At 65.9% G+C, this 19,489-nt stretch carries 18 protein-coding genes; 3 read left to right on the top strand and 15 right to left on the bottom strand.

What is annotated here, in order from left to right; genetic code table 11:
• The first annotated feature begins 129 nt into the window (after positions 1–129).
• Both GV001_RS17150 and GV001_RS17145 read left to right on the top strand, forming a co-directional pair.
• Positions 130–993 carry an oxaloacetate decarboxylase gene (locus GV001_RS17150; RefSeq protein WP_160082008.1) on the top strand — a complete coding sequence of 288 codons (864 nt, stop codon included), beginning with the start codon at positions 130–132 and terminating at the stop codon, positions 991–993.
• A gap of 72 nt (positions 994–1,065) precedes the next feature.
• Positions 1,066–1,332, top strand: a complete 267-nt coding sequence (locus GV001_RS17145; RefSeq protein ID WP_160082006.1) for a DksA/TraR family C4-type zinc finger protein — start codon at positions 1,066–1,068, stop codon at positions 1,330–1,332.
• Here GV001_RS17145 and GV001_RS17140 read toward each other — a convergent pair whose 3' ends face one another.
• Positions 1,333–1,809 (bottom strand): hypothetical protein, encoded by a 477-nt coding sequence (locus GV001_RS17140; protein ID WP_160082004.1) that lies wholly within the window; start codon positions 1,807–1,809, stop codon positions 1,333–1,335.
• Positions 1,810–1,963: 154 nt separating this feature from the next.
• Here GV001_RS17140 and GV001_RS17135 point away from each other — a divergent pair, with 154 nt between their 5' ends.
• A complete protein-coding gene (locus GV001_RS17135; protein WP_256664951.1) occupies positions 1,964–2,824 on the top strand; it encodes a DMT family transporter in 861 nt (286 codons plus the stop codon).
• 56 nt (positions 2,825–2,880) lie between these two features.
• On the opposite strand, the gene ureC is transcribed toward GV001_RS17135, so the two are convergent.
• From ureC to purH, 14 genes are all read right to left on the bottom strand, one after another.
• A complete protein-coding gene (ureC, locus tag GV001_RS17130; RefSeq protein WP_160082002.1) occupies positions 2,881–4,581 on the bottom strand; it encodes an urease subunit alpha in 1,701 nt (566 codons plus the stop codon).
• On the bottom strand, positions 4,581–4,886 hold the full coding sequence (locus GV001_RS17125; protein ID WP_160082000.1) for an urease subunit beta: 306 nt from the start codon (positions 4,884–4,886) through the stop codon (positions 4,581–4,583). Before GV001_RS17125 ends, ureC begins: the two co-directional genes overlap by 1 nt.
• On the bottom strand, positions 4,883–5,395 hold the full coding sequence (locus GV001_RS17120) for a GNAT family N-acetyltransferase (protein ID WP_160081998.1): 513 nt from the start codon (positions 5,393–5,395) through the stop codon (positions 4,883–4,885). The genes GV001_RS17125 and GV001_RS17120 overlap by 4 nt, the downstream gene beginning before the upstream one ends.
• Positions 5,396–5,464: 69 nt before the next feature.
• Positions 5,465–5,767 carry an urease subunit gamma gene (ureA, locus tag GV001_RS17115; RefSeq protein ID WP_160081996.1) on the bottom strand — a complete coding sequence of 101 codons (303 nt, stop codon included), beginning with the start codon at positions 5,765–5,767 and terminating at the stop codon, positions 5,465–5,467.
• Entirely contained in the window at positions 5,767–6,606 is an 840-nt protein-coding gene (locus GV001_RS17110) for an urease accessory protein UreD (RefSeq protein WP_160081994.1), read from the bottom strand. Before GV001_RS17110 ends, ureA begins: the two co-directional genes overlap by 1 nt.
• 13 nt (positions 6,607–6,619) lie before the next feature.
• The gene (gene urtE, locus GV001_RS17105) at positions 6,620–7,318 is read right to left on the bottom strand and encodes an urea ABC transporter ATP-binding subunit UrtE (RefSeq protein WP_160081992.1); all 699 of its coding nucleotides are present in this window, start codon (positions 7,316–7,318) and stop codon (positions 6,620–6,622) included.
• 150 nt (positions 7,319–7,468) lie between these two features.
• Positions 7,469–8,320 (bottom strand): urea ABC transporter ATP-binding protein UrtD, encoded by an 852-nt coding sequence (urtD, locus tag GV001_RS17100; protein WP_160081990.1) that lies wholly within the window; start codon positions 8,318–8,320, stop codon positions 7,469–7,471.
• Positions 8,320–9,411: an urea ABC transporter permease subunit UrtC gene (gene urtC / locus GV001_RS17095; RefSeq protein WP_160081988.1), complete on the bottom strand. Its 1,092-nt coding sequence runs from the start codon at positions 9,409–9,411 to the stop codon at positions 8,320–8,322. The genes urtD and urtC overlap by 1 nt, the downstream gene beginning before the upstream one ends.
• A complete protein-coding gene (gene urtB, locus GV001_RS17090; RefSeq protein ID WP_160081986.1) occupies positions 9,411–10,982 on the bottom strand; it encodes an urea ABC transporter permease subunit UrtB in 1,572 nt (523 codons plus the stop codon). The genes urtC and urtB overlap by 1 nt, the downstream gene beginning before the upstream one ends.
• 129 nt (positions 10,983–11,111) lie before the next feature.
• Entirely contained in the window at positions 11,112–12,380 is a 1,269-nt protein-coding gene (gene urtA, locus GV001_RS17085; protein ID WP_160081984.1) for an urea ABC transporter substrate-binding protein, read from the bottom strand.
• A gap of 313 nt (positions 12,381–12,693) precedes the next feature.
• On the bottom strand, positions 12,694–13,290 hold the full coding sequence (locus GV001_RS17080; protein WP_160081982.1) for a MarC family protein: 597 nt from the start codon (positions 13,288–13,290) through the stop codon (positions 12,694–12,696).
• A gap of 69 nt (positions 13,291–13,359) precedes the next feature.
• Positions 13,360–16,158, bottom strand: a complete 2,799-nt coding sequence (locus GV001_RS17075; protein WP_160081980.1) for a hybrid sensor histidine kinase/response regulator — start codon at positions 16,156–16,158, stop codon at positions 13,360–13,362.
• Between the two features lie 105 nt (positions 16,159–16,263).
• Positions 16,264–17,556, bottom strand: a complete 1,293-nt coding sequence (gene purD / locus GV001_RS17070; RefSeq protein WP_160081978.1) for a phosphoribosylamine--glycine ligase — start codon at positions 17,554–17,556, stop codon at positions 16,264–16,266.
• A gap of 253 nt (positions 17,557–17,809) precedes the next feature.
• Positions 17,810–19,417, bottom strand: a complete 1,608-nt coding sequence (gene purH, locus GV001_RS17065; RefSeq protein ID WP_160081976.1) for a bifunctional phosphoribosylaminoimidazolecarboxamide formyltransferase/IMP cyclohydrolase — start codon at positions 19,415–19,417, stop codon at positions 17,810–17,812.
• Between the last annotated feature and the right edge of the window lie 72 nt (positions 19,418–19,489).

The following is a 19,489-nucleotide window of genomic DNA, read 5'->3' as shown; positions in this document are numbered from 1 at the left end:
TTTTGCTTCGCTGCTGAAAGCCGGGCGCAAGGTTGATGGGGCTATATGGCGATCTTGGTGCATGGATGCTTTTGTAGTTTTGCTACATAATTGACCCTCCAGAGCAGACAACGACTTGTAGTGCAGACCATGCAAAGAGCCTCACATCACGACCTTCGCGCGCAGTTTCGCGCACTTCTTGCAGCTAATTCCTGCTATCACACGGCATCTGTGTTCGATCCAATGTCTGCGCGGATCGCTGCAGACCTCGGTTTCGAGGTGGGTATCCTGGGCGGTTCTGTAGCTTCACTACAAGTTCTGGCGGCGCCGGACTTCGCCCTGATCAGCCTCAGCGAGTTCGTCGAGCAGGCCACCCGCATCGGCCGGGTCGCCCGCCTGCCGGTGATCGCCGATGCCGACCACGGCTACGGCAACGCGCTCAACGTGATGCGCACGGTGGTCGAACTGGAACGTGCCGGCATCGCCGCGCTGACCCTGGAAGACACCCTGCTGCCGGCCCAGTTCGGCCGCAAGTCCACCGACCTGATCGGCATCGACGAAGGTGTCGGCAAGATCCGCGCGGCACTGGAGGCACGGGTCGATCCCGAGCTGGCGATCATCGCCCGCACCCATGCCGGCGTGCTGGATGTCGACGAGGTGATCCGCCGCACCCTGGCCTACCAGGCCGCCGGGGCCGATGCCATCTGCATGGTCGGGGTGCGCGACTTCGAACACCTGGAGCTGATCGCGCAGAACCTCAGCGTGCCGCTGATGCTGGTTAGCTACGGCAACCCCTCGCTGCGTGACGACTCGCGCCTGGCCAGTCTCGGCGTGCGCATCGTGGTCGACGGTCATGCCGCCTACTTCGCCGCGATCAAGGCCACCTACGACTGCCTGCGCGAGCAGCGCGGCATCGCTGCCAGCGCGCACAGCGCCACCGAGCTGACCCACAAGTACACCCAGCCCGAGGACTATATCGTCTGGGCACGCGAGTACATGGACGTGCAGGAATAGACGAACTGCACTGGCAAATCGCCGCGAGTCTGCGCATAACTGTCGCAGGACGCTAACGTAGCGGAGGTGGTCATGGCCGGTGGCTGGAGCAGCGATGGCGCGGTGCAGGAACAGATCGACAGCAGCATCGAGGATGCCATCCAGCGTGCCCGCAGCCAGCTGCCGCGCGGCGCCAGCCTGACGCATTGCCAGGAGTGCGCCGCGCTTATCCCCGAAGCCCGGCGCCAGGCCGTTCCGGGTGTGCGCCTGTGCGTGGCGTGCCAGAGCGAGCACGACAAGGAGCAGGCGCAGTTCGCCGGATACAACCGGCGCGGCAGCAAGGACAGCCAGCTACGCTGATCAGGGCGTGATCGAGTAGCCGCGGCTCTGCATGCAGCTGGAATAGGCCGAGCTCGATGTGCTGGACGCCTGCTCGGCCGTGCGCCGATCGTCGCGCCGCTCCCGCCGGTCGCGGGAACCGCCGACCACCATGCCGACGGCCGCGGCCTCGCGCGCCTGATTCTGCCGGTATTCCTGCTTCACATCGTCGTCCACCCGGTCATAGACCTCTTCGTGACGCTCGCCGCGCACCTCGGCGGCGGCGGCGCCAGCCACTGCCCCGGCGGTCGCGCCCCGTAGGCGGCCACCGCCGTCACGCCCGCTGTCACTGGAGCTGCTCGAGCTGCCGCCGGCCTGGCTCTGGCAGGCAGTGATATCGCTCTGGATCTGTTGCTGGGTCTGGCCATTGAGCGGCACCAGGGTTTCGGCATGCGCCGGAGTGAAGCTGAACAACAGCGACAAAGCAGTGCTTGCCGCGAGGGGCTTGAGAATAGGCATGCTGGCTTCTCGCGCAGTGAAGGTAGCTTTAACTTTAGTCCTCTAGTGCCCGGGCGCATTGCCATTGATCAATAAGCTACGAGAGCCGCTGGTCAGGCTGGGCGCTCGTTCAGTAACATGAGTAGCTTGCTAATTATGTGTCGGGTTACCTTCTGTGCATAACACCTCCCGTCCGGGGCTGGGGATACTGCTGATCCTCTGTTCCGGTCTGCTGCTGTCCAGCCAGGATGCGCTGTCGAAGGTCCTCACGGCGGTTTATCCGGTGCTGCTGGTGGTCTGGCTACGCTACCTGTCGCAGAGCGTGCTGATGCTGGCGCTGTTTGCGCCGCGCATGGGCTGGAGCCTGGTACGCACCCAGCGGCCCTGGCTGCAACTGGTGCGCGGCCTGAGCCTGGTGGCGATCACCCTGCTGTTCTACAGCGCGCTGCGTTATATCCCGTTAGGTGAAGCCACGGCGGTGATCTTCCTCGCGCCGCTGGTGGTCATCGTGCTGTCGGCGACCTGGCTGAAAGAACACATCAGCCGCGGCCTGTGGCTGTCGGTGGGCTGTGGCCTGCTCGGCGTGTTGCTGATCGTGCGTCCCGGCGGTGCCCTGTTCACTCCGGCGATCCTGCTGCCGCTGGGCGCGGCGTTCTGCTTTGGCCTGTATCAGCTGCTGACCCGGCGGCTGAGCGCGACCGACCACCCGGCCACCAGCAACTTCCTCTCCGCCTTGCTCGGCACCCTGAGCATGAGCCTGTTGCTGCCCTGGGTCTGGCAGACGCCGAGCCTGATGGATGGCCTGTTGATGGCGACCTTGGGGGCCACCGCCATGACCGGCCATATGCTGCTGACCCACGCCTACCGCTTCGCCAGCGCGGCCAGCCTGGCGCCGTTCACCTATGGCCAGATCGTTACCGCCACACTGCTCGGGCTGGTGTTCTTCGACCATGCCCCGGATGCCTGGTCGATCCTCGGCATGGCGGTGATCATCCTCAGCGGCGCGGCCCTGGCCTGGGGGCAGCGCGCCCGCTAGACCCGGGTTGAGCGCAGCAAGCACGACCTCAGAACAGGCCGCTCAGAACAGGCTGCTCAGAACAGAAAGTACCGCTGCGCCAGCGGCAGTACCTCGGCCGGTTCGCACCAGAGCAGCTGGCCGTCGGCCTTGACCTGGTAGTTCTGCGGGTCGACCTCGATGCTCGGCAGGTAGTCGTTATGGATCAGGTCGCTCTTCTGCACGGTGCGACAGCCCTTGACCACGCCAATCTGCTTCTGCAAACCCAGTTGCTCCGGCACCCCGGCATCGAAGGCGGCCTGGCTGATAAAGGTCAGGCTGGTGGCGTGCAGCATGCCGGCGTAGCTGCCGAACATCGGCCGGTAGTGCACCGGTTGCGGCGTTGGGATCGAGGCGTTGGCGTCGCCCATCAGGCTGGCGGCGATGGCGCCACCCTTGAGGATCAGCGTCGGCTTGACCCCGAAGAACGCCGGGCGCCACAGCACCAGGTCGGCGAACTTACCCACTTCGATAGAGCCGACTTCATGGCTGATGCCATGGGTGATCGCCGGGTTGATGGTGTACTTGGCGATATAGCGTTTGACCCGGAAGTTGTCGTTGCCCAGTGCGTCTTCTGGCAGGGCGCCGCGCTGCTGCTTCATCTTGTCGGCGGTCTGCCAGGTGCGGGTGATCACCTCGCCGACGCGGCCCATGGCCTGGCTGTCGGAGCTGATCATCGAGAACGCACCGAGGTCATGCAGGATGTCTTCGGCGGCGATGGTCTCGCGACGGATGCGGCTTTCGGCAAACGCCACGTCCTCGGCGATGCTCGGGTCGAGGTGGTGGCAGACCATCAGCATGTCCAGGTGTTCGTCGATGGTGTTCTTGGTGAACGGCCGGGTCGGGTTGGTCGAGCTGGGCAGCACGTTGGGGAAGCCACAGGCCTTGATGATGTCCGGCGCATGGCCGCCGCCGGCGCCTTCGGTGTGGTAGGTGTGGATGGTGCGGCCCTTGAACGCGCCCAGCGTAGTCTCGACGAAGCCGGACTCGTTGAGGGTGTCGGTGTGGATGGCCACCTGCACGTCGTACTGGTCGGCCACGCTTAGGCAGTTGTCGATGGCCGCCGGGGTGGTGCCCCAGTCCTCGTGCAGTTTGAGGCCGATGGCGCCGGCCTTGACCTGTTCGATCAAGGGCTCGGGCAGCGAGACGTTGCCCTTGCCGGTGAAGCCGATGTTCATCGGGAAGGCATCGGCGGCCTTGAGCATCATCGCCATGTGCCACGGGCCGGGCGTCACGGTGGTGGCATAGGTGCCGGTGGCCGGGCCGGTGCCGCCGCCGATCATGGTGGTGGTGCCGCTCATCAGGGCTTCTTCGATCTGCTGCGGGCAGATGAAGTGGATATGGGTGTCGACGCCGCCGGCGGTGAGGATCATGCCCTCGCCGGCGATCACTTCGGTGGCACCGCCGATGGCGATGGTGACAAAGGGCTGGATATCCGGGTTGCCGGCCTTGCCGATGGCAGCGATGCGCCCGCCCTTGAGGCCTACGTCGGCCTTGACGATGCCCCAGTGGTCGATGATCAGCGCGTTGGTGATCACCGTGTCGACCACGTCCTCGGCGCACAGCTGGCTCTGGCCCATGCCGTCGCGGATGACCTTGCCGCCGCCGAACTTGACCTCGTCGCCGTAGGTGGTGAAGTCCTTCTCCACCTCGATCCACAGCTCGGTGTCGGCCAGGCGTACCTTGTCGCCAACGGTGGGGCCGAACATGTCGGCATAGGCTTGGCGGGAAATCTTCATTACAGCGCTCCCATGATGCGACCGGCAAAACCGTAGACGCGACGATCACCCGCCAGCTCCACCAGCTCGACTTCGCGCGACTGGCCCGGCTCGAAGCGCACGGCGGTGCCGGCAGCGATGTTCAGGCGCATGCCCCGCGTGGTCTCACGGTCAAATGTCAGCGCATCGTTGGTCTCGAAGAAGTGGAAGTGGGAGCCGACCTGGATCGGCCGGTCGCCGCTGTTGGCCACGGTCACGCGCAGGGTGCGGCGGCCGGCATTGAGTTCGATCTCGCAGTCCTGGATCTGGTATTCGCCGGGAATCATGGTGCGCTGCGCTCCGGGGTGAGGATCAGTTGCATGAAGGTCAGATCCAGCCAGCGGCCGAACTTGCGGCCGACCTGGGGCATCTGCCCGGTGATGGTGAAGCCAAAGCGCTGGTGCAGGCCGATGGAGGCGCTGTTGCCGCTCTCGATGGCGGCGACCATCACATGCTTGCCGCCAGCCCGTGCGCGCTCGATCAAGGCGCCGAGCAGCAGCACGCCGAGGCCGCGGCCACGCTGCTCGGCCTGTATGTACAGCGAATTTTCCACGGTGTTGCAGAAACCGTCGAAGGGCCGCCAGTCGCCATAGGCGGCATAGCCGAGCACATGGTCCTCGGCATCCACCGCGACCAGTACCGGGTAACCCTGCTGGCGGCGCGCGGCGAGCCAGGCCTGGCGGTTGGCCAGGTCGACGGTGGCGTCCATCCAGATCGCCGTGGTGCTCCGCACGGCGTCATTGAAGATGTCGCGGATGGCTTCCAGGTCGCTGTCGCGGGCATCGCGAATGATCATGTGGCTTCCTCGCGTAGGGCGGGTGCAACCCGCGATCTCATGGCGCGGGTTGCACCCGCCCTACGCTTGTTACGCAATGGGTTGGTGCACGGTGACCAGTTTGGTGCCATCCGGGAAGGTGGCCTCGACCTGGATTTCCGGGATCATTTCCGGGATGCCTTCCATCACCTGCTCGCGAGTCAGCAGGGTGGTGCCGTAGTGCATCAGCTCGGCCACGGTCTGGCCGTCGCGGGCGCCTTCGAGCAGGGCGGCGCTGATGTAGGCCATGGCTTCCGGGTAGTTGAGCTTCACGCCACGGGCCAGGCGCCGCTCGGCGACCAGGCCGGCGGTGAAGATCAGCAGCTTGTCTTTCTCGCGGGGTGAAAGATCCATCAGGTACTCCAGATACGAGGGGGCACGGCTTCGCGCCCGAGCAAGGCAGGGCGCAGCAGGCGCCAGAGTTCGATCAGCCAGGCGCGGGCATGCAGCGCCTCGCCGGCCAGGCAGCGGGCGACCAGCAGGCCCGGCAGCTGGCTGAGGTCGCCGTGCACCGGGCCGGGGATGGTGCGGCAGCGTTCCAGCAATTCGGTGGCGAGTTCGCCGCTGATCAGCAGGGTGGCGAACACCGGCTGCCCGGCCAGGCCGATCGGCGAGTCGAGCAGGCCGTCGTTGCCGCTGATGCGCTGGCGTTCGTGCCAGAGCAGCTGGCCGTCGCGGCGGATATCCAGCTGGGCCTGGAAATGCCCGGCGTCGAAGCGTTCTCCCGCCGCCGGGCGGCCGAGGGCGACCATGTCCCAGTAGCACAGGCGCGCGTCGCCCTCGAGGTCGATGCGGGTGCTCAGCTCGGCCTGGGCGCCGGCGTAGACGATGGTTTCCTGCGGCAGCCATTCCAGGGTGGCGCCGGCGGCTACCTTGAGTTCGACCTGCTGATAGGCCGGCCCGGCGGCGCGGTACCACTTGGCGGCGCCGGGGCTGGTCAGCTGGGCCCAGGCGTGCTCGCCGAGGGTGGCGCTGATGTGCAGGCGATCACCCCCGGCAATCCCGCCCGGCGGGTGGACGATGATGTGCTGGCACACCTCGGGGCCTTCGGCGTACAGGTGCTTCTGCACCCGCAGGGGGCCGAGATGGCGGCGCTGCACGGGCCGCGTGGCGTCACCCTGGCGCGCATAGCCGAGTTCCAGCTCGGCATGCCAGTTGGGGGTGAACAGGGTAGGGGGAAGGGCTGCGTTCATGGGCTGTGTTGTATCAGATTGCCACCAGCCCGCGCACGCCATCGGCTTCCATCGTCTCGCCACGGCCCTGCTGGACGATCTCGCCACGGCTCATCACCAGGTACTGGTCGGCCAGCTCGGCGGCGAAGTCGTAGAACTGCTCGACCAGCAGGATGGCCATATCGCCGCGCTCTGCGAGCTTCTTGATCACCGCGCCGATCTCCTTGATCACCGAGGGCTGGATGCCCTCGGTGGGTTCGTCGAGGATCAGCAGGCGCGGCTGGCTGGCCAGTGCGCGGCCGATGGCCAGCTGTTGCTGCTGGCCTCCGGAGAGGTCGCCGCCGCGGCGTTGCTTCATCTGCAGCAGCACCGGGAACAGCTCGTAGATAAAAGCCGGGACTTCCTTGGCTTCCGTCGCGCCAAAACGGGAAAGCCCCATCAGCAGATTCTCTTCGACTGTCAGTCGAGGGAAAATTTCTCGCCCCTGCGGTACGTAGGCGATGCCGGCGTGCACGCGCTGGTGTGGCTTGAATGCGGTAATCGGTTTGCCTTCCCATTGCACGGCGCCTTCCTTGGCCGGGATCAGGCCCATCAGGCATTTCAGCAGGGTGGTCTTGCCCACGCCGTTGCGGCCAAGCAGGCAGGTGACTTCGCCGACCTTGGCCTCGAAGCTCAAGCCACGCAGGATGTGGCTGCCGCCGTAGTACTGGTGCAGTTGTTGGACTTGCAGCATGTCTTGCCCCTTGATCGTTCCCACGCTCTGCGTGGGCATGCATCCGGTGACGCTCTGCGTCGCTGGGACGCGGAGCGTCCCGTTAGGGATTCCCACGCTGGAGCGTGGGAACCATCAATCCTGTGCAGCCTGGCTCGCGATCCTCGGTATTTAGCGGCCGAGATAAACCTCGATCACCCGCTCATCCGCCTGCACCTGGGCCAGCGAGCCTTCGGCCAGCACGCTGCCCTGGTGCAGCACGGTGACGTGGTCGGCGATGGAGCCGACGAAGCCCATGTCGTGCTCGACCACCATCAGCGAGTGCTTGCGCGCCAGGGACTTGAACAGTTCGGCGGTGAATTCGGTCTCGGCGTCGGTCATGCCCGCCACCGGCTCGTCGAGCAGCAGCAATTGCGGATCCTGCACGAGCAGCATGCCGATCTCGAGGAACTGCTTCTGGCCGTGGGACAGCAGCCCGGCCGGGCGCTGGCGCGCGCTTTCCAGCTTGATGGTGGCGAGGACTTCGTCGATCCGTTCTTTCTGTGCGGCGGAGAGTTTGGCGCGCAGGCTGGCCCACACCGACTTGTTGGTCTTCAGCGCCAGTTCGAGATTTTCGAACACGCTGAGGGCCTCGAACACCGTGGGCTTCTGGAACTTGCGGCCGATGCCGGACTGGGCGATCTCGACTTCGCTCATCTGCGTCAGATCGAGGGTTTCGCCGAAGTAGGCGTGGCCGTTGTCGGGGCGGGTCTTGCCGGTGATCACGTCCATCATGGTGGTCTTGCCGGCGCCGTTGGGGCCGATGATGCAGCGCAGTTCGCCGACACCGATGTACAGGTTGAGGTCGGTCAGCGCCTTGAAGCCGTCGAAGCTGACGTTGATGCCTTCCAGAGTGAGTATGGTGCCGTGACGCACATCCAGGCCCTTGGCCGCGGCGCTGCCGAGCCCGACGGCCTCGCGGCCTGTGCCGGCCGGGTCGAAGGCGGGCTCGAGCATGAATTCGGGTACTGGAGTGGCGCGCATCATTGCTCTCCCTTCTTACGCAGCAGGCCGATCACGCCCTTGGGCAGGAACAGCGTGACGACGATGAACAGGAAGCCCAGGGCGAACAGCCAGTACTCGGGGAAGGCCACGGTGAACCAGCTCTTCATGCCATTGACCAGACCGGCGCCGAGCAGCGGGCCGATCAGCGTGCCGCGACCACCGAGGGCGACCCACACGGCGGCCTCGATGGAGTTGGTCGGCGACATCTCGCTGGGGTTGATGATGCCCACCTGCGGCACGTACAGCGCACCGGCCAGGCCGCACAGCACGGCGGAGAGCACCCAGATAAACAGCTTGTAGCCGCGAGGGTCGTAGCCGCAGAACATCAGGCGGTTTTCCGCGTCGCGCAGGGCGGTGAGTACCCGGCCAAACTTGCTGCGCGCCAGCTTGAAGCCCAGCAGCAGGCTACCGACCAGCAGCGCCACGGTGCAGAGGAACAGCACGGCGCGGGTGCTCGGCGCGGTGATGTCGAAGCCGAGCATGCTGCGGAAGTTGGTGAAGCCGTTGTTGCCGCCGAAACCAGTCTCGTTGCGGAAGAACAGCAGCATGCCGGCGAAGGTCAGCGCCTGGGTCATGATCGAGAAATACACGCCCTTGATCCGCGAGCGGAAGGCGAAGAAGCCGAACACCAGGGCCAGCAGGCCGGGCGCCAGCACCACCAGGCACAGCGCCCAGAGGAAGCTGGAGGTGCCGTACCAGTACCACGGCAGCTCTGTCCAGGAGAGGAACACCATGAACGCGGGCAGGCCGTCACCGGCGCTTTCGCGCATCAGGTACATGCCCATGGCGTAACCGCCGAGGGCGAAGAACAGGCCGTGGCCGAGCGAGAGCAGGCCGGCATAGCCCCAGACCAGGTCCAGTGCCAGGGCGACCACGCAGTAGCAGAGGATCTTGCCGACCAGGGTCAGGCTGTAGGCCGAGACATGCAGGGCATGGTCGGCCGGCAGCAGGTGCAGCAGCGGCATGGCCAGCAGCAGGAGCAGGATCAGGCCGCCGATGGTCAGCGAGGTCTTCGGTCCGAGTTTCGCCGTGGCGCGTGCCAGCAACGTTTGATTGAGTGCTTGAGTCATTAGTCGATCACCCGTCCTTTCAGTGCAAAAAGACCTTGGGGTCGTTTCTGGATAAACAGGATGATCAGCGCGAGGATGAGGATCTTGCCCAGCACGGCGCCGATCTGCGGTTCGAGGATCTTGTTCGCCACGCCCAGGCCGAAGGCGGCCAGCACGCTACCGGCCAGCTGGCCGACGCCACCGAGCACCACCACCAGGAACGAGTCGATGATGTAGCTCTGGCCCAGGTCCGGGCCGACGTTGCCGATCTGGCTGAGGGCCACGCCGCCTAGGCCTGCGATGCCCGAGCCGAGGCCGAAGGCGAGCATGTCCACCCGCCCTGTAGGAACCCCACAACAGGCCGCCATATTGCGGTTCTGCGTCACGGCGCGCACGTTGAGGCCGAGGCGGGTCTTGTTCAGCAACAACCAAGTCAAGGCCACCACAAAGAGTGCGAAGCCGATGATCACCATGCGGCTGTAGGGCAGCACCAGATTCGGCAGCACCTGCACGCCGCCGGACAACCACTCGGGGTTGGCCACCTCGACGTTCTGCGCGCCGAAGATCACCCGCACCAGCTGGATCAGGATCAGGCTGATGCCCCAGGTGGCCAGCAGGGTTTCCAGCGGGCGCCCATAGAGATGGCGGATCACCGTGCGTTCCAGGGCCATGCCGATGGCGGCGGTGACGAAGAAGGCGATCGGCAGGGCGGCCAGCGGGTAGATGGCCAGGTAGTTGGGGGCGAGTTTCTGGAAGGCGATCTGCACCATGTAGGTGGTGTAGGCACCGAGCATCAGCATCTCGCCGTGGGCCATATTGATCACCCCGAGCAGGCCGAAGGTGATGGCCAGGCCCAGCGCCGCCAGCAGCAGGATGCTGCCCAGGCTCAGGCCGCTGAACGCCTGGCCGAGCAGCTCGCCGCCGAGCAGGCGACGTTTGACCTGGGCCAGGCTGGTTGTGGCGGCGGTACGCACCTCGGCATCGCTTTCCACACCTTCGGTGAGCAGCGCTTCCAGGCGGGTGCGGGCCAACGGTTCGCCGGTCTCACCGAGCAGGCGTACGGCGCTCAGGCGGATCGCCGGGTCCGGGTCGACCAGTTGCAGGTTGGCCAACGCCAGGGCCAGGGCGGCGCGCACGCTGGCGTCCTCCTCGCTGGCGACGCGGGCATTGAGCAGTTCCAGCTGCGCCGGCTTGGCGCTCTTCTGCAGTTGCTGGGCGGCGGCCAGGCGCACGGCCGGCGCGCTGGCAAGTAACTGGTGGCTGGCCTGGGCGGTGGCCAGCAGGCCGCGCAGGCGGTTGTTCAGGCGCAGCTTCTTCGGCGGGCTGGCCGGCTCGGCCTGGCCTTCGGCGGCGACGAAGCGGCCGGCTTCTTCAAGGAAGGGCGTCTTGTTGCTGTCACTGGCCAGACGGCCACTCTGCAGGGCATCGAGCAGTGGCAGGCGGACGGGATCGGGCTGGGCGGCCCAGTTTTCCAGCAGCTTGGCCTGCTGGGCGGGATTGGCGGCGACGAAGTCGGCGGCATCGCCGGCATGGGTGGTCAATGGCAGGAGCAGGGCCAGTGACAGGAGAATGCGGATAAGGGCAGTGGGCATACATATGTCCTGGAAGCGGAGCTCCGTAGGAGCGAGCTTGCTCGCGATCGCGGTTCACCAGGACAACCGCGTTGCTTCGATCGCCAGCAAGCTGGCTCCTACGGAGTGAATCGGGCTAGGCCCGGCGGATCAGTTGGACTTCACCGCATAGTCCGGCTTCTTGTCGTTGCCGGGGATGTACGGGCTCCACGGCTGGGCGCGCAGCGGGCCTTCGGTCTGCCAGACGATGGAGAACTGCCCGTCTTCCTGGACTTCGCCGATCATCACCGGCTTGTGCAGGTGGTGGTTGGTCTTGTCCATGGTCAGGGTGTAGCCGCTCGGCGCGGCGAAGGTCTGGCCGGCCAGGGCTTCACGCACCTTGTCGACGTCGGTGGTGCCGGCTTTCTCGACGGCCTGGGCCCACATGTTGATGCCGACGTAAGTGGCTTCCATCGGGTCGTTGGTCACCGCCTTGTCGGCGCCCGGCAGGTTCTTGGCCTTGGCGTAGGCCTTCCACTTGTTGACGAACTCGGTGTTGACCGGGTTTTCCACCGACTGGAAGTAGTTCCACGCCGCCAGTTGGCCGACCAGCGGCTTGGTGTCGATGCCGCGCAGTTCTTCTTCGCCGACCGAGAAGGCCACCACCGGGATGTCGGTGGCTTCGATGCCCTGGTTGGCCAGTTCCTTGTAGAACGGCACGTTGGAGTCGCCGTTGACGGTGGAAATCACCGCAGTCTTGCCGCCGGCGGAGAACTTCTTGATGTTGGCGACGATGGTTTGATAGTCGCTATGGCCGAAGGGGGTGTAGACCTCTTCGATATCCTTGTCGGCCACGCCTTTGCTGTGCAGGAAGCTGCGCAGGATCTTGTTGGTGGTGCGCGGGTAAACGTAGTCGGTGCCGAGCAGGAAGTAGCGCTTGGCGGCGCCGCCGTCTTCGCTCATCAGGTATTCCACGGCTGGGATTGCCTGCTGGTTCGGCGCGGCGCCGGTGTAGAAGACGTTCGGCGACATCTCTTCGCCTTCGTACTGCACCGGGTAGAACAGCAGGCCGTTGAGTTCCTCGAACACCGGCAGCACGGATTTGCGCGATACCGAGGTCCAGCAGCCGAACACCACGTCGACCTTGTCCTGGGTCAGCAGCTGGCGGCCTTTCTCGGCGAACAACGGCCAGTTGGAGGCCGGGTCGACCACCACGGCTTCCAGTTGTTTGCCATTGACGCCGCCTTTGGCGTTGATTTCGTCAATGGTCATCAGCGCCATGTCTTTCAGCGAAGTCTCGGAAATCGCCATGGTGCCGGACAGCGAGTGGAGGATGCCGACCTTGATGGTCTCGGCGGCCTGCAGGCTGTAGGGGAACAGGCCGCTGAGCAGCAGGGCGCTGGCGGCGAGGGTGGATTTCAACAGAGGACGGCGTTTCATCTTGTTAGGGCTCCATGCGCAACTGTGATTGAACCTAAGGGTCGCCAGTTCTTTGGCAGCATCCGTGCCAAGCTGCGCAAAGCCTTGTGCCAGCGGGCTTTCTGCGGATCGGGGTGTGCCGTGCAGGGCTGCGCCTGAGCGATCTTGGTGCGCGGATGCGCGGGTCCGGCCGACCGCATCGCGGTATGCACTGCTTTGAGGCAAGGGGCGGCGTGCGGGCCGGCGGCGCTTGTCTGCCCGGCGCCGAGGCACGCTGGTGGTGAGATAGGAGTGACTCGGTGCTTTAACCCCGGCAGCGAGCCGGCACCGGGATTCAGGGCAGCAGGTAGCCGCGCACGCCGGTGAAGATGATCTGCGCCGCCAGGGCGCAGACGAACAGGCCCATCAGGCGGCTGAGAATCTGCAGGCCCTTCTCGCCCAGGACCCGCTCGAAGCCGTGGGAGAGGAACAGCACGAAGCCGACGGTGAGGCTGGCCAGGGCGATGCCGGCCACGGCCAGCAGCTTGTCGTCCCAGTGCGGCTGGCTGACGCCCATCACCAGCAGGGCGCCGATGGTGCCGGGGCCGACCGTGAGCGGGATGGTCAGCGGCACGATGGTGACATCCTGGTGGATGTCGTCGGTCTGTACCGCCGACTTGCCCTGGGCCATGCCCAGGGCGGAGATGAACAGCACGGAGCCGGCGCCGATGCGGAAGGCGTCGGCGGTGATGCCGAACACGTCGAAGATGCTCTGGCCGAACAGGTACAGCAGCACGCTGGCGATCAGGGTGCCGAGCGCCACCTTCCAGGCCAGCTTCTTGCGCTCGCGGTTGGTGTAGCCGGGGGTCAGACCGATGAAGCAGGACAGCACGAAGAACGGGCTGTAGAGGACCAGCATCTTCAGGTACAGGCTGAACAGCTCGGGCAGCATGGGGCGGACTCGTCAGAAGGCGGTTGGGGCAAGCATAGCGGCCGCGTCGCGGCGCGGCATGGGGCGGATTCAGCCGGGCAGGGCGGCATGCTGGCGGCGTTCGCGCTCGGCCACCCAGTGGGCGATCAGTTCGCGCAGTTGCGACATCTCTACCGGCTTGGCCATGTGCCCGTCCATGCCGACCTGGCGCGCGCGCTCCTTGTGCTCGGTGAGGATGTGCGCGGTCAGCGCCACCACCGGCGTGTGGCTGCGCCGTTCGCGCTGCTCCCAGGCGCGCAGCTGCTCGGTGGCGGAGAAGCCGTCGAGCACCGGCATTTCGCAGTCCATCAGTACCAGGTCGTACTGCCGCGCCTGCATGGCGCGCAGGGCTTCTTCACCGTTGCTGGCGGTGTCCGGCTGCAGGTTGAGCTTGCTCAGCATGCCGCGGATGACCTTGGTGGAGATGCTGTTGTCCTCGGCGACGAGGATACGGAAGTCTTCCGGAACCTTCAGCGCCGGGCCTTCGCCGGCATGCGTCAGGGGCACGCTGAAGCCGCTCTGGCGCTGGGCCAGCTCGTCGGCCAGGGTGGTCTTGAGGGTGTAGCCGGCCACCGGCTTGGCCAGGATGCGCTTGATCCCGGCGTTGCGCGCGATGATCTTGCTCGGCGCATGGCTGATGCCGGTGAGCATGACCAGCAGGATGTCGTGGTTGAGGTTGCGGTCTTCCTTGATCTTGGCCGCCAGCTGCATGCCGGTCATGCCGGGCATTTCCTGGTCGAGCAGCACCGCGTCGAAGAACTCGTGCATGTGCGCCTTGGTCCGCAGCAGGGCCAGGGCCTCCTTGCCGGACGCCACGCTGCTGACCTGCAGGCCCCAGGCGACGCATTGCTGCACCAGCACCTTGCGGCAGGTCTCGTTGTCGTCGACCACCAGCAGGCGGGCGCCCTGCAGCGGACCGTCGAGGTCGGCGGTGGGTTGTTCCAGGCGCTCGGCGTCCAGCGGCAGGGTCAGCCACAGGGTGCTGCCCTGGTTGTCGCCACTCTGGATGCCGAACTCGCCGCCCATCAGGCGCACCAGCTGGCGGGCGATGATCAGGCCGAGGCGGCCGCCGAGCTTGCTGGTGCTGAGGAAGTCGGCGCTGTGCAGTTCGGTGTTGAGCAGGGCATCGCGCTCGGCGGCCTCCAGGGCGCGGCCGCTGTCCTGCACGGCGATGCGCAGGCGCGGCAGCTTGCTTTCGCTGTCCAGGGCCACCACCAGGAGGATCTCGCCTTCGCTGGTCTGGCGGAAGGCGTTGTCCAGCAGGCTGAGCAGGGCCTGGCGCAGGCGGGTCGGGTCGCCGCTGATGACCCGCGGCGCCTGCGGCTGGACGAAGCTGATCAGCTCGACCTTCTGCTGCTCGGCCTTGGCGCGGAAGATGTCCAGGCAGTCGTCGATCAGGGCGTTGAGGTCGAACTGCACGTCGTCCAGCTCGATCTGCCCGGATTCCAGCTTGGAGATGTCGAGAATCTCGTTGATCAGGGTCAGCAGCTCGTTGCCGGAGCTGTGGATGGTCTGCACGTAGTCGCGCTGCTTGGCCGACAGCGGTGTGCCGAGCAGCAGTTCGGTCATGCCCAGCACGCCGTTCATCGGGGTGCGGATTTCGTGGCTGATCTTGGCGAGGAATTCGGCCTTGGCTTTCAGCTCGGCGCTGCTGGCTGCTTCGCTGGTACGTTGGAACAGGGTGTCGTTCTGGATCTGCCGCTGTCGCTCGGCCAGCGCGATGCTGAGCGTCAGCCCGCAGAGCATGGCCACGCTGAACAGGCTGAGCACCAGCCAGCCCGGGTTGAGCTGGTCGAAGCCGAACAGCACCGGAATCAGCACGGCGAAGCCCAGGTTGAAGACCAGCAGGCCGGCGACGATCAGGCGCGCCGGCTGGTAGCCCGCGCGCCAGTGGATGAAGGCGATCACCGGCACGGTCAGGGCAGTCATGATCACCAGGCCATAGACCAGCCAGCTGTGCCAGAACAGGCCGGTGAAGGCGATCATCGCCGCGGCCAGGCTGATCACCAGGAACTCGGCGTGCAGCACGTGGCGCAGCCGGCTGTGTTCGGCCGGGGTGGCGTGGAAGAAACGCAGGGTGAAGCCCAGGACGCAGAGCCCGGCGGCCAGGGCCGAGAGGTCGGCGATCAGCGACTGGTTGTAGCTCTGTTCCGGCAGCCATACCGCCAGCAGGCCGATGTTGCAGGTGGCGCAGAGGGCCAGGGCCAGGTGCATGCCGGCCAGCCACAGGTTGCTGGTCGTCGGCGAATAGGCCATGCGCAGCAGGTTGAACAGGGCCAGCAGGAGCAGGCCGCCGAGCAGGGCGCCGAACAGGTAGGCGGGTTTTTCCTGGGTGACCAGCTCGGCCTCGTTGATCGCCTTGAACCACATCATCAGGGCGTGGTTGGAGGTCATGCGGATATAGGCTTCGCGCGGCTGGCCATCGTTGGGCTGGCTGAACAGGTAGGCGCGCGACGGCAGCGGGCGGCTGTTCTGCGACAGGGCTTCGCCGGTCTGCAGCTGCTGCTCCAGCTGGCCATTGCGCAGCAGGTAGTAGTCCAGGTGCTGCACGCGCGGGGCGAACAGCCACAGCCAGTGCGGAGCCTGGTAGGCCGGGGTCTTGATATGCAGCCAGATGGCGTGGCGCGAGGCCGGGAAGGTGATGGCGCGACGATCCAGCGGCTGGAAACGGGCGGACTGGTCCTTGATCTGCGCGAAGCTGAGTTCGGCCGTCTTATCGAGCAGGATGGACCAGCTTTCCTGTGCGGCCGGGCGCGTGGCGGCTTCACCTTCCGCCAGTGCCGGGGGCAGGCAGAACAGGGTCAGCAACAGGCTGACGATGAGTCCGGTGGCGATCCTGAGCCGTCGCACGGGCGAGGTCCCTTCAATGGTGAATCGTCGGATTATAGCCGTGGCTTATAGGCAAAAGGCAGCCACCAGGGCTGCCTTTTATGGGCTTTTGCCGCAACTTTACCCTCAGGCCTTGCCTTGCTCGCGAGCGATGGCGCGGTAGCCGATGTCGTGGCGGTAGAAGCAGCCATTCCAGCGGATTTTCTCGGCCAGACGATAGGCCTGCTGCTGGGCTTCGGACACCGTGCGGCCGATGGCGGTGGCGCACAGTACGCGGCCGCCGGCGGTGACGATCTCACCGGCAGCGTTCAGTGCGGTACCGGCGTGGAATACCTTGCCGTCCAGTTGCGCGGCGTCGGCCAGGCCGGAGATGGTGTCGCCCTTGGCGTAGTCGGCCGGGTAGCCACCGGCCGCCAGCACCACGCCCACGGTCGGGCGCGGGTCCCAGGTGGCCTCGACCTTGTCCAGCGCCTTGGCCAGCGCGGCCTCGATCAGCAGCACCAGGGAGGATTCCAGACGGACCATGATCGGCTGGGTTTCCGGGTCGCCGAAGCGGCAGTTGAACTCGATGACCTTCGGCTTGCCGGCCTTGTCGATCATCAGACCGGCGTAGAGGAAGCCGGTGTAGACGTTGCCTTCGGCTGCCATGCCGCGCACGGTCGGGTAGATCACTTCGTCCATCACGCGCTGGTGCACGTCCGGGGTGACCACCGGGGCCGGCGAATAGGCGCCCATGCCGCCGGTGTTCGGGCCGGTGTCGGCGTCGCCGACGCGCTTGTGGTCCTGGCTGGTGGCCATCGGCAGCACGTTCTCGCCGTCGACCATGACGATGAAGCTGGCTTCTTCGCCGTCGAGGAACTCCTCGATCACTACACGCGCGCCGGCGTCACCGAAGGCGTTGCCCGACAGCATGTCGCGCACGGCCTCTTCGGCCTCGGCCAGGGTCATGGCGACGATCACGCCCTTGCCGGCAGCCAGGCCGTCGGCCTTGACCACGATCGGCGCGCCTTTCTCGCGCAGGTAGGCCAGGGCCGGCTCGACTTCGGTGAAGTTCTGGTAGTCGGCGGTGGGGATCGCGTGGCGGGCGAGGAAGTCCTTGGTGAAGGCCTTGGAACCTTCCAGCTGGGCGGCGGCGGCGGTGGGGCCGAAGATGTCCAGCTTGCGGGCGCGGAACAGGTCGACCACGCCCTTCACCAGCGGCGCCTCGGGGCCGACGATGGTCAGCTGTACGTTCTTCTCGGCGAAATCGGCCAGTTGCTCGATGGCCAGCACGTCGATGGCGACGTTCTCGCACTTGGGCTCAAGGGCGGTGCCGGCGTTGCCCGGGGCGACGAAGACCTTCTCGACGCGCTTGTCCTGCGCCACTTTCCAGGCCAGGGCGTGTTCACGACCGCCGCTGCCGATGATCAGTACGTTCATGTCTCTCTCCTTTTGGAGGCGGGCCTTGGGCCCGTTTGGTGGACAGCCTGGGCGGTCCACCCTACGAATCTGTTGGGCTTCGCTGCGCTCAACCCAACCTACAAGTCTGCTTTTTGCGTCGTATCGGCCGTGATGGAGCGTCTGGCTGCTAGGCGGAGATCGGTTCGACGAGCGCAGTTGCCGCCTGGCAATGAGCATCGGCGAATCGGCCTCCAACAACGCAGGCGGGCGCTTCAGCGCGGCCGTGCCACGGTCAGTGGCGGAAGTGGCGCATGCCGGTGAAGACCATGGCGATGCCGGCCTCGTCGGCTGCAGCGATGACTTCCGCATCACGCATCGAACCACCCGGCTGGATCACCGCGGTGATGCCATTGGCCGCCGCATTGTCCAGGCCGTCGCGGAAGGGGAAGAAGGCGTCGGAGGCCATCACCGAGCCGGCGACCTGCAGGCCGGCATGCTCGGCCTTGATTGCGGCAATGCGCGCGGAGTTCACGCGCGACATCTGGCCGGCGCCGACGCCGATGGTCTGGCGGCCCTTGGCGTAGACGATGGCGTTGGATTTGACGAACTTGGCCACTTTCCAGGCGAACACCAGGTCGTGGATTTCCTGCTCGCTCGGCGCGCGCTTGGTGACCACTTTGAGGTCTTCGGCCTTGATCATGCCGATATCGCGGCTCTGCACCAGCAGGCCACCGTTGACCCGCTTGAAGTCCCAGCCGGCGGCACGTTCGGCCGGCCATTCGCCGCATTCCAGCAGACGCACGTTGGCCTTGGCGGCAACGACGGCACGGGCTTCGGCGGAAACCTTGGGTGCGATAATCACTTCGACGAACTGACGCTCGACGATGGCCTGAGCGGTGGCACCGTCCAGCTCGCGGTTGAAGGCGATGATGCCGCCGAAGGCGGATTCGGTGTCGGTGGCGTAGGCCAGGTCGTAGGCCTTGCGGATGCCGCCTTCCTCGTCGGTGGCCACGGCCACGCCACACGGGTTGGCGTGCTTGACGATGACGCAGGCCGGCTTGACGAAGCTCTTCACGCACTCCAGCGCGGCGTCGGTGTCGGCCACGTTGTTGAACGACAGTTCCTTGCCCTGCAGTTGCACGGCGGTGGAGACGCTGGCTTCGCCGCGCTGGGCCTCGACATAGAACGCCGCGCTCTGGTGCGGGTTCTCGCCGTAGCGCATTTCCTGGGCCTTGATGAACTGGCTGTTGAAGGTGCGCGGGAAGGCGCCGCGGTCTTCAGTGGACAGGGTTTCGCGGCTCTGGTCGATGGTCCCCAGGTAGTTGGCGATCATGCCGTCGTAGGCAGCGGTGTGCTCGAAGGCTTTCAGGGCCAGGTCGAAGCGCTGGGCGTAGCTCAGGCCGCCGGCCTTGAGCGACTCGACGATGCCGGCGTAGTCGCTGGCGTTGACCACGATGGCCACGTCCTTGTGGTTCTTCGCCGCGCTGCGGACCATGGTCGGGCCGCCGATGTCGATGTTCTCGATGGCGTCGGCCAGGTCACAGCCGGGCTTGGCCACGGTGGCGGCGAAGGGGTAGAGGTTGACCGCGACCAGGTCGATCGGCTTGATGCCGTGCTGCTCCATCACGGCGCCATCGAGGGCGCGACGGCCGAGGATGCCGCCGTGGATCTTCGGGTGCAGGGTCTTGACGCGACCGTCCATCATCTCCGGGAAGCCGGTGTAGTCGGCGACTTCCACGGCGGCCACGCCGTTGTCCTTGAGCAGCTTGTAGGTGCCGCCGGTGGAGAGGATCTCGACGCCCAGGGCGACGAGTTCGCGGGCGAACTCGAGGATGCCGGTCTTGTCGGAAACGCTGATCAGGGCGCGGCGAACGGGGAGGCGGGTGGTCTGGTCGGTCATGTCACTGTCCATCAGGCGGTAAAGATCAAAAACATAAAGGGCGACCTCGGCCGAGATCGCCCTTCATGCGGG

It is taken from the genome of Pseudomonas sp. 8AS, assembly GCF_902506505.1.
Classification (GTDB): domain Bacteria; phylum Pseudomonadota; class Gammaproteobacteria; order Pseudomonadales; family Pseudomonadaceae; genus Aquipseudomonas.
This window is presented reverse-complemented; position numbering and strand designations above follow the sequence as displayed.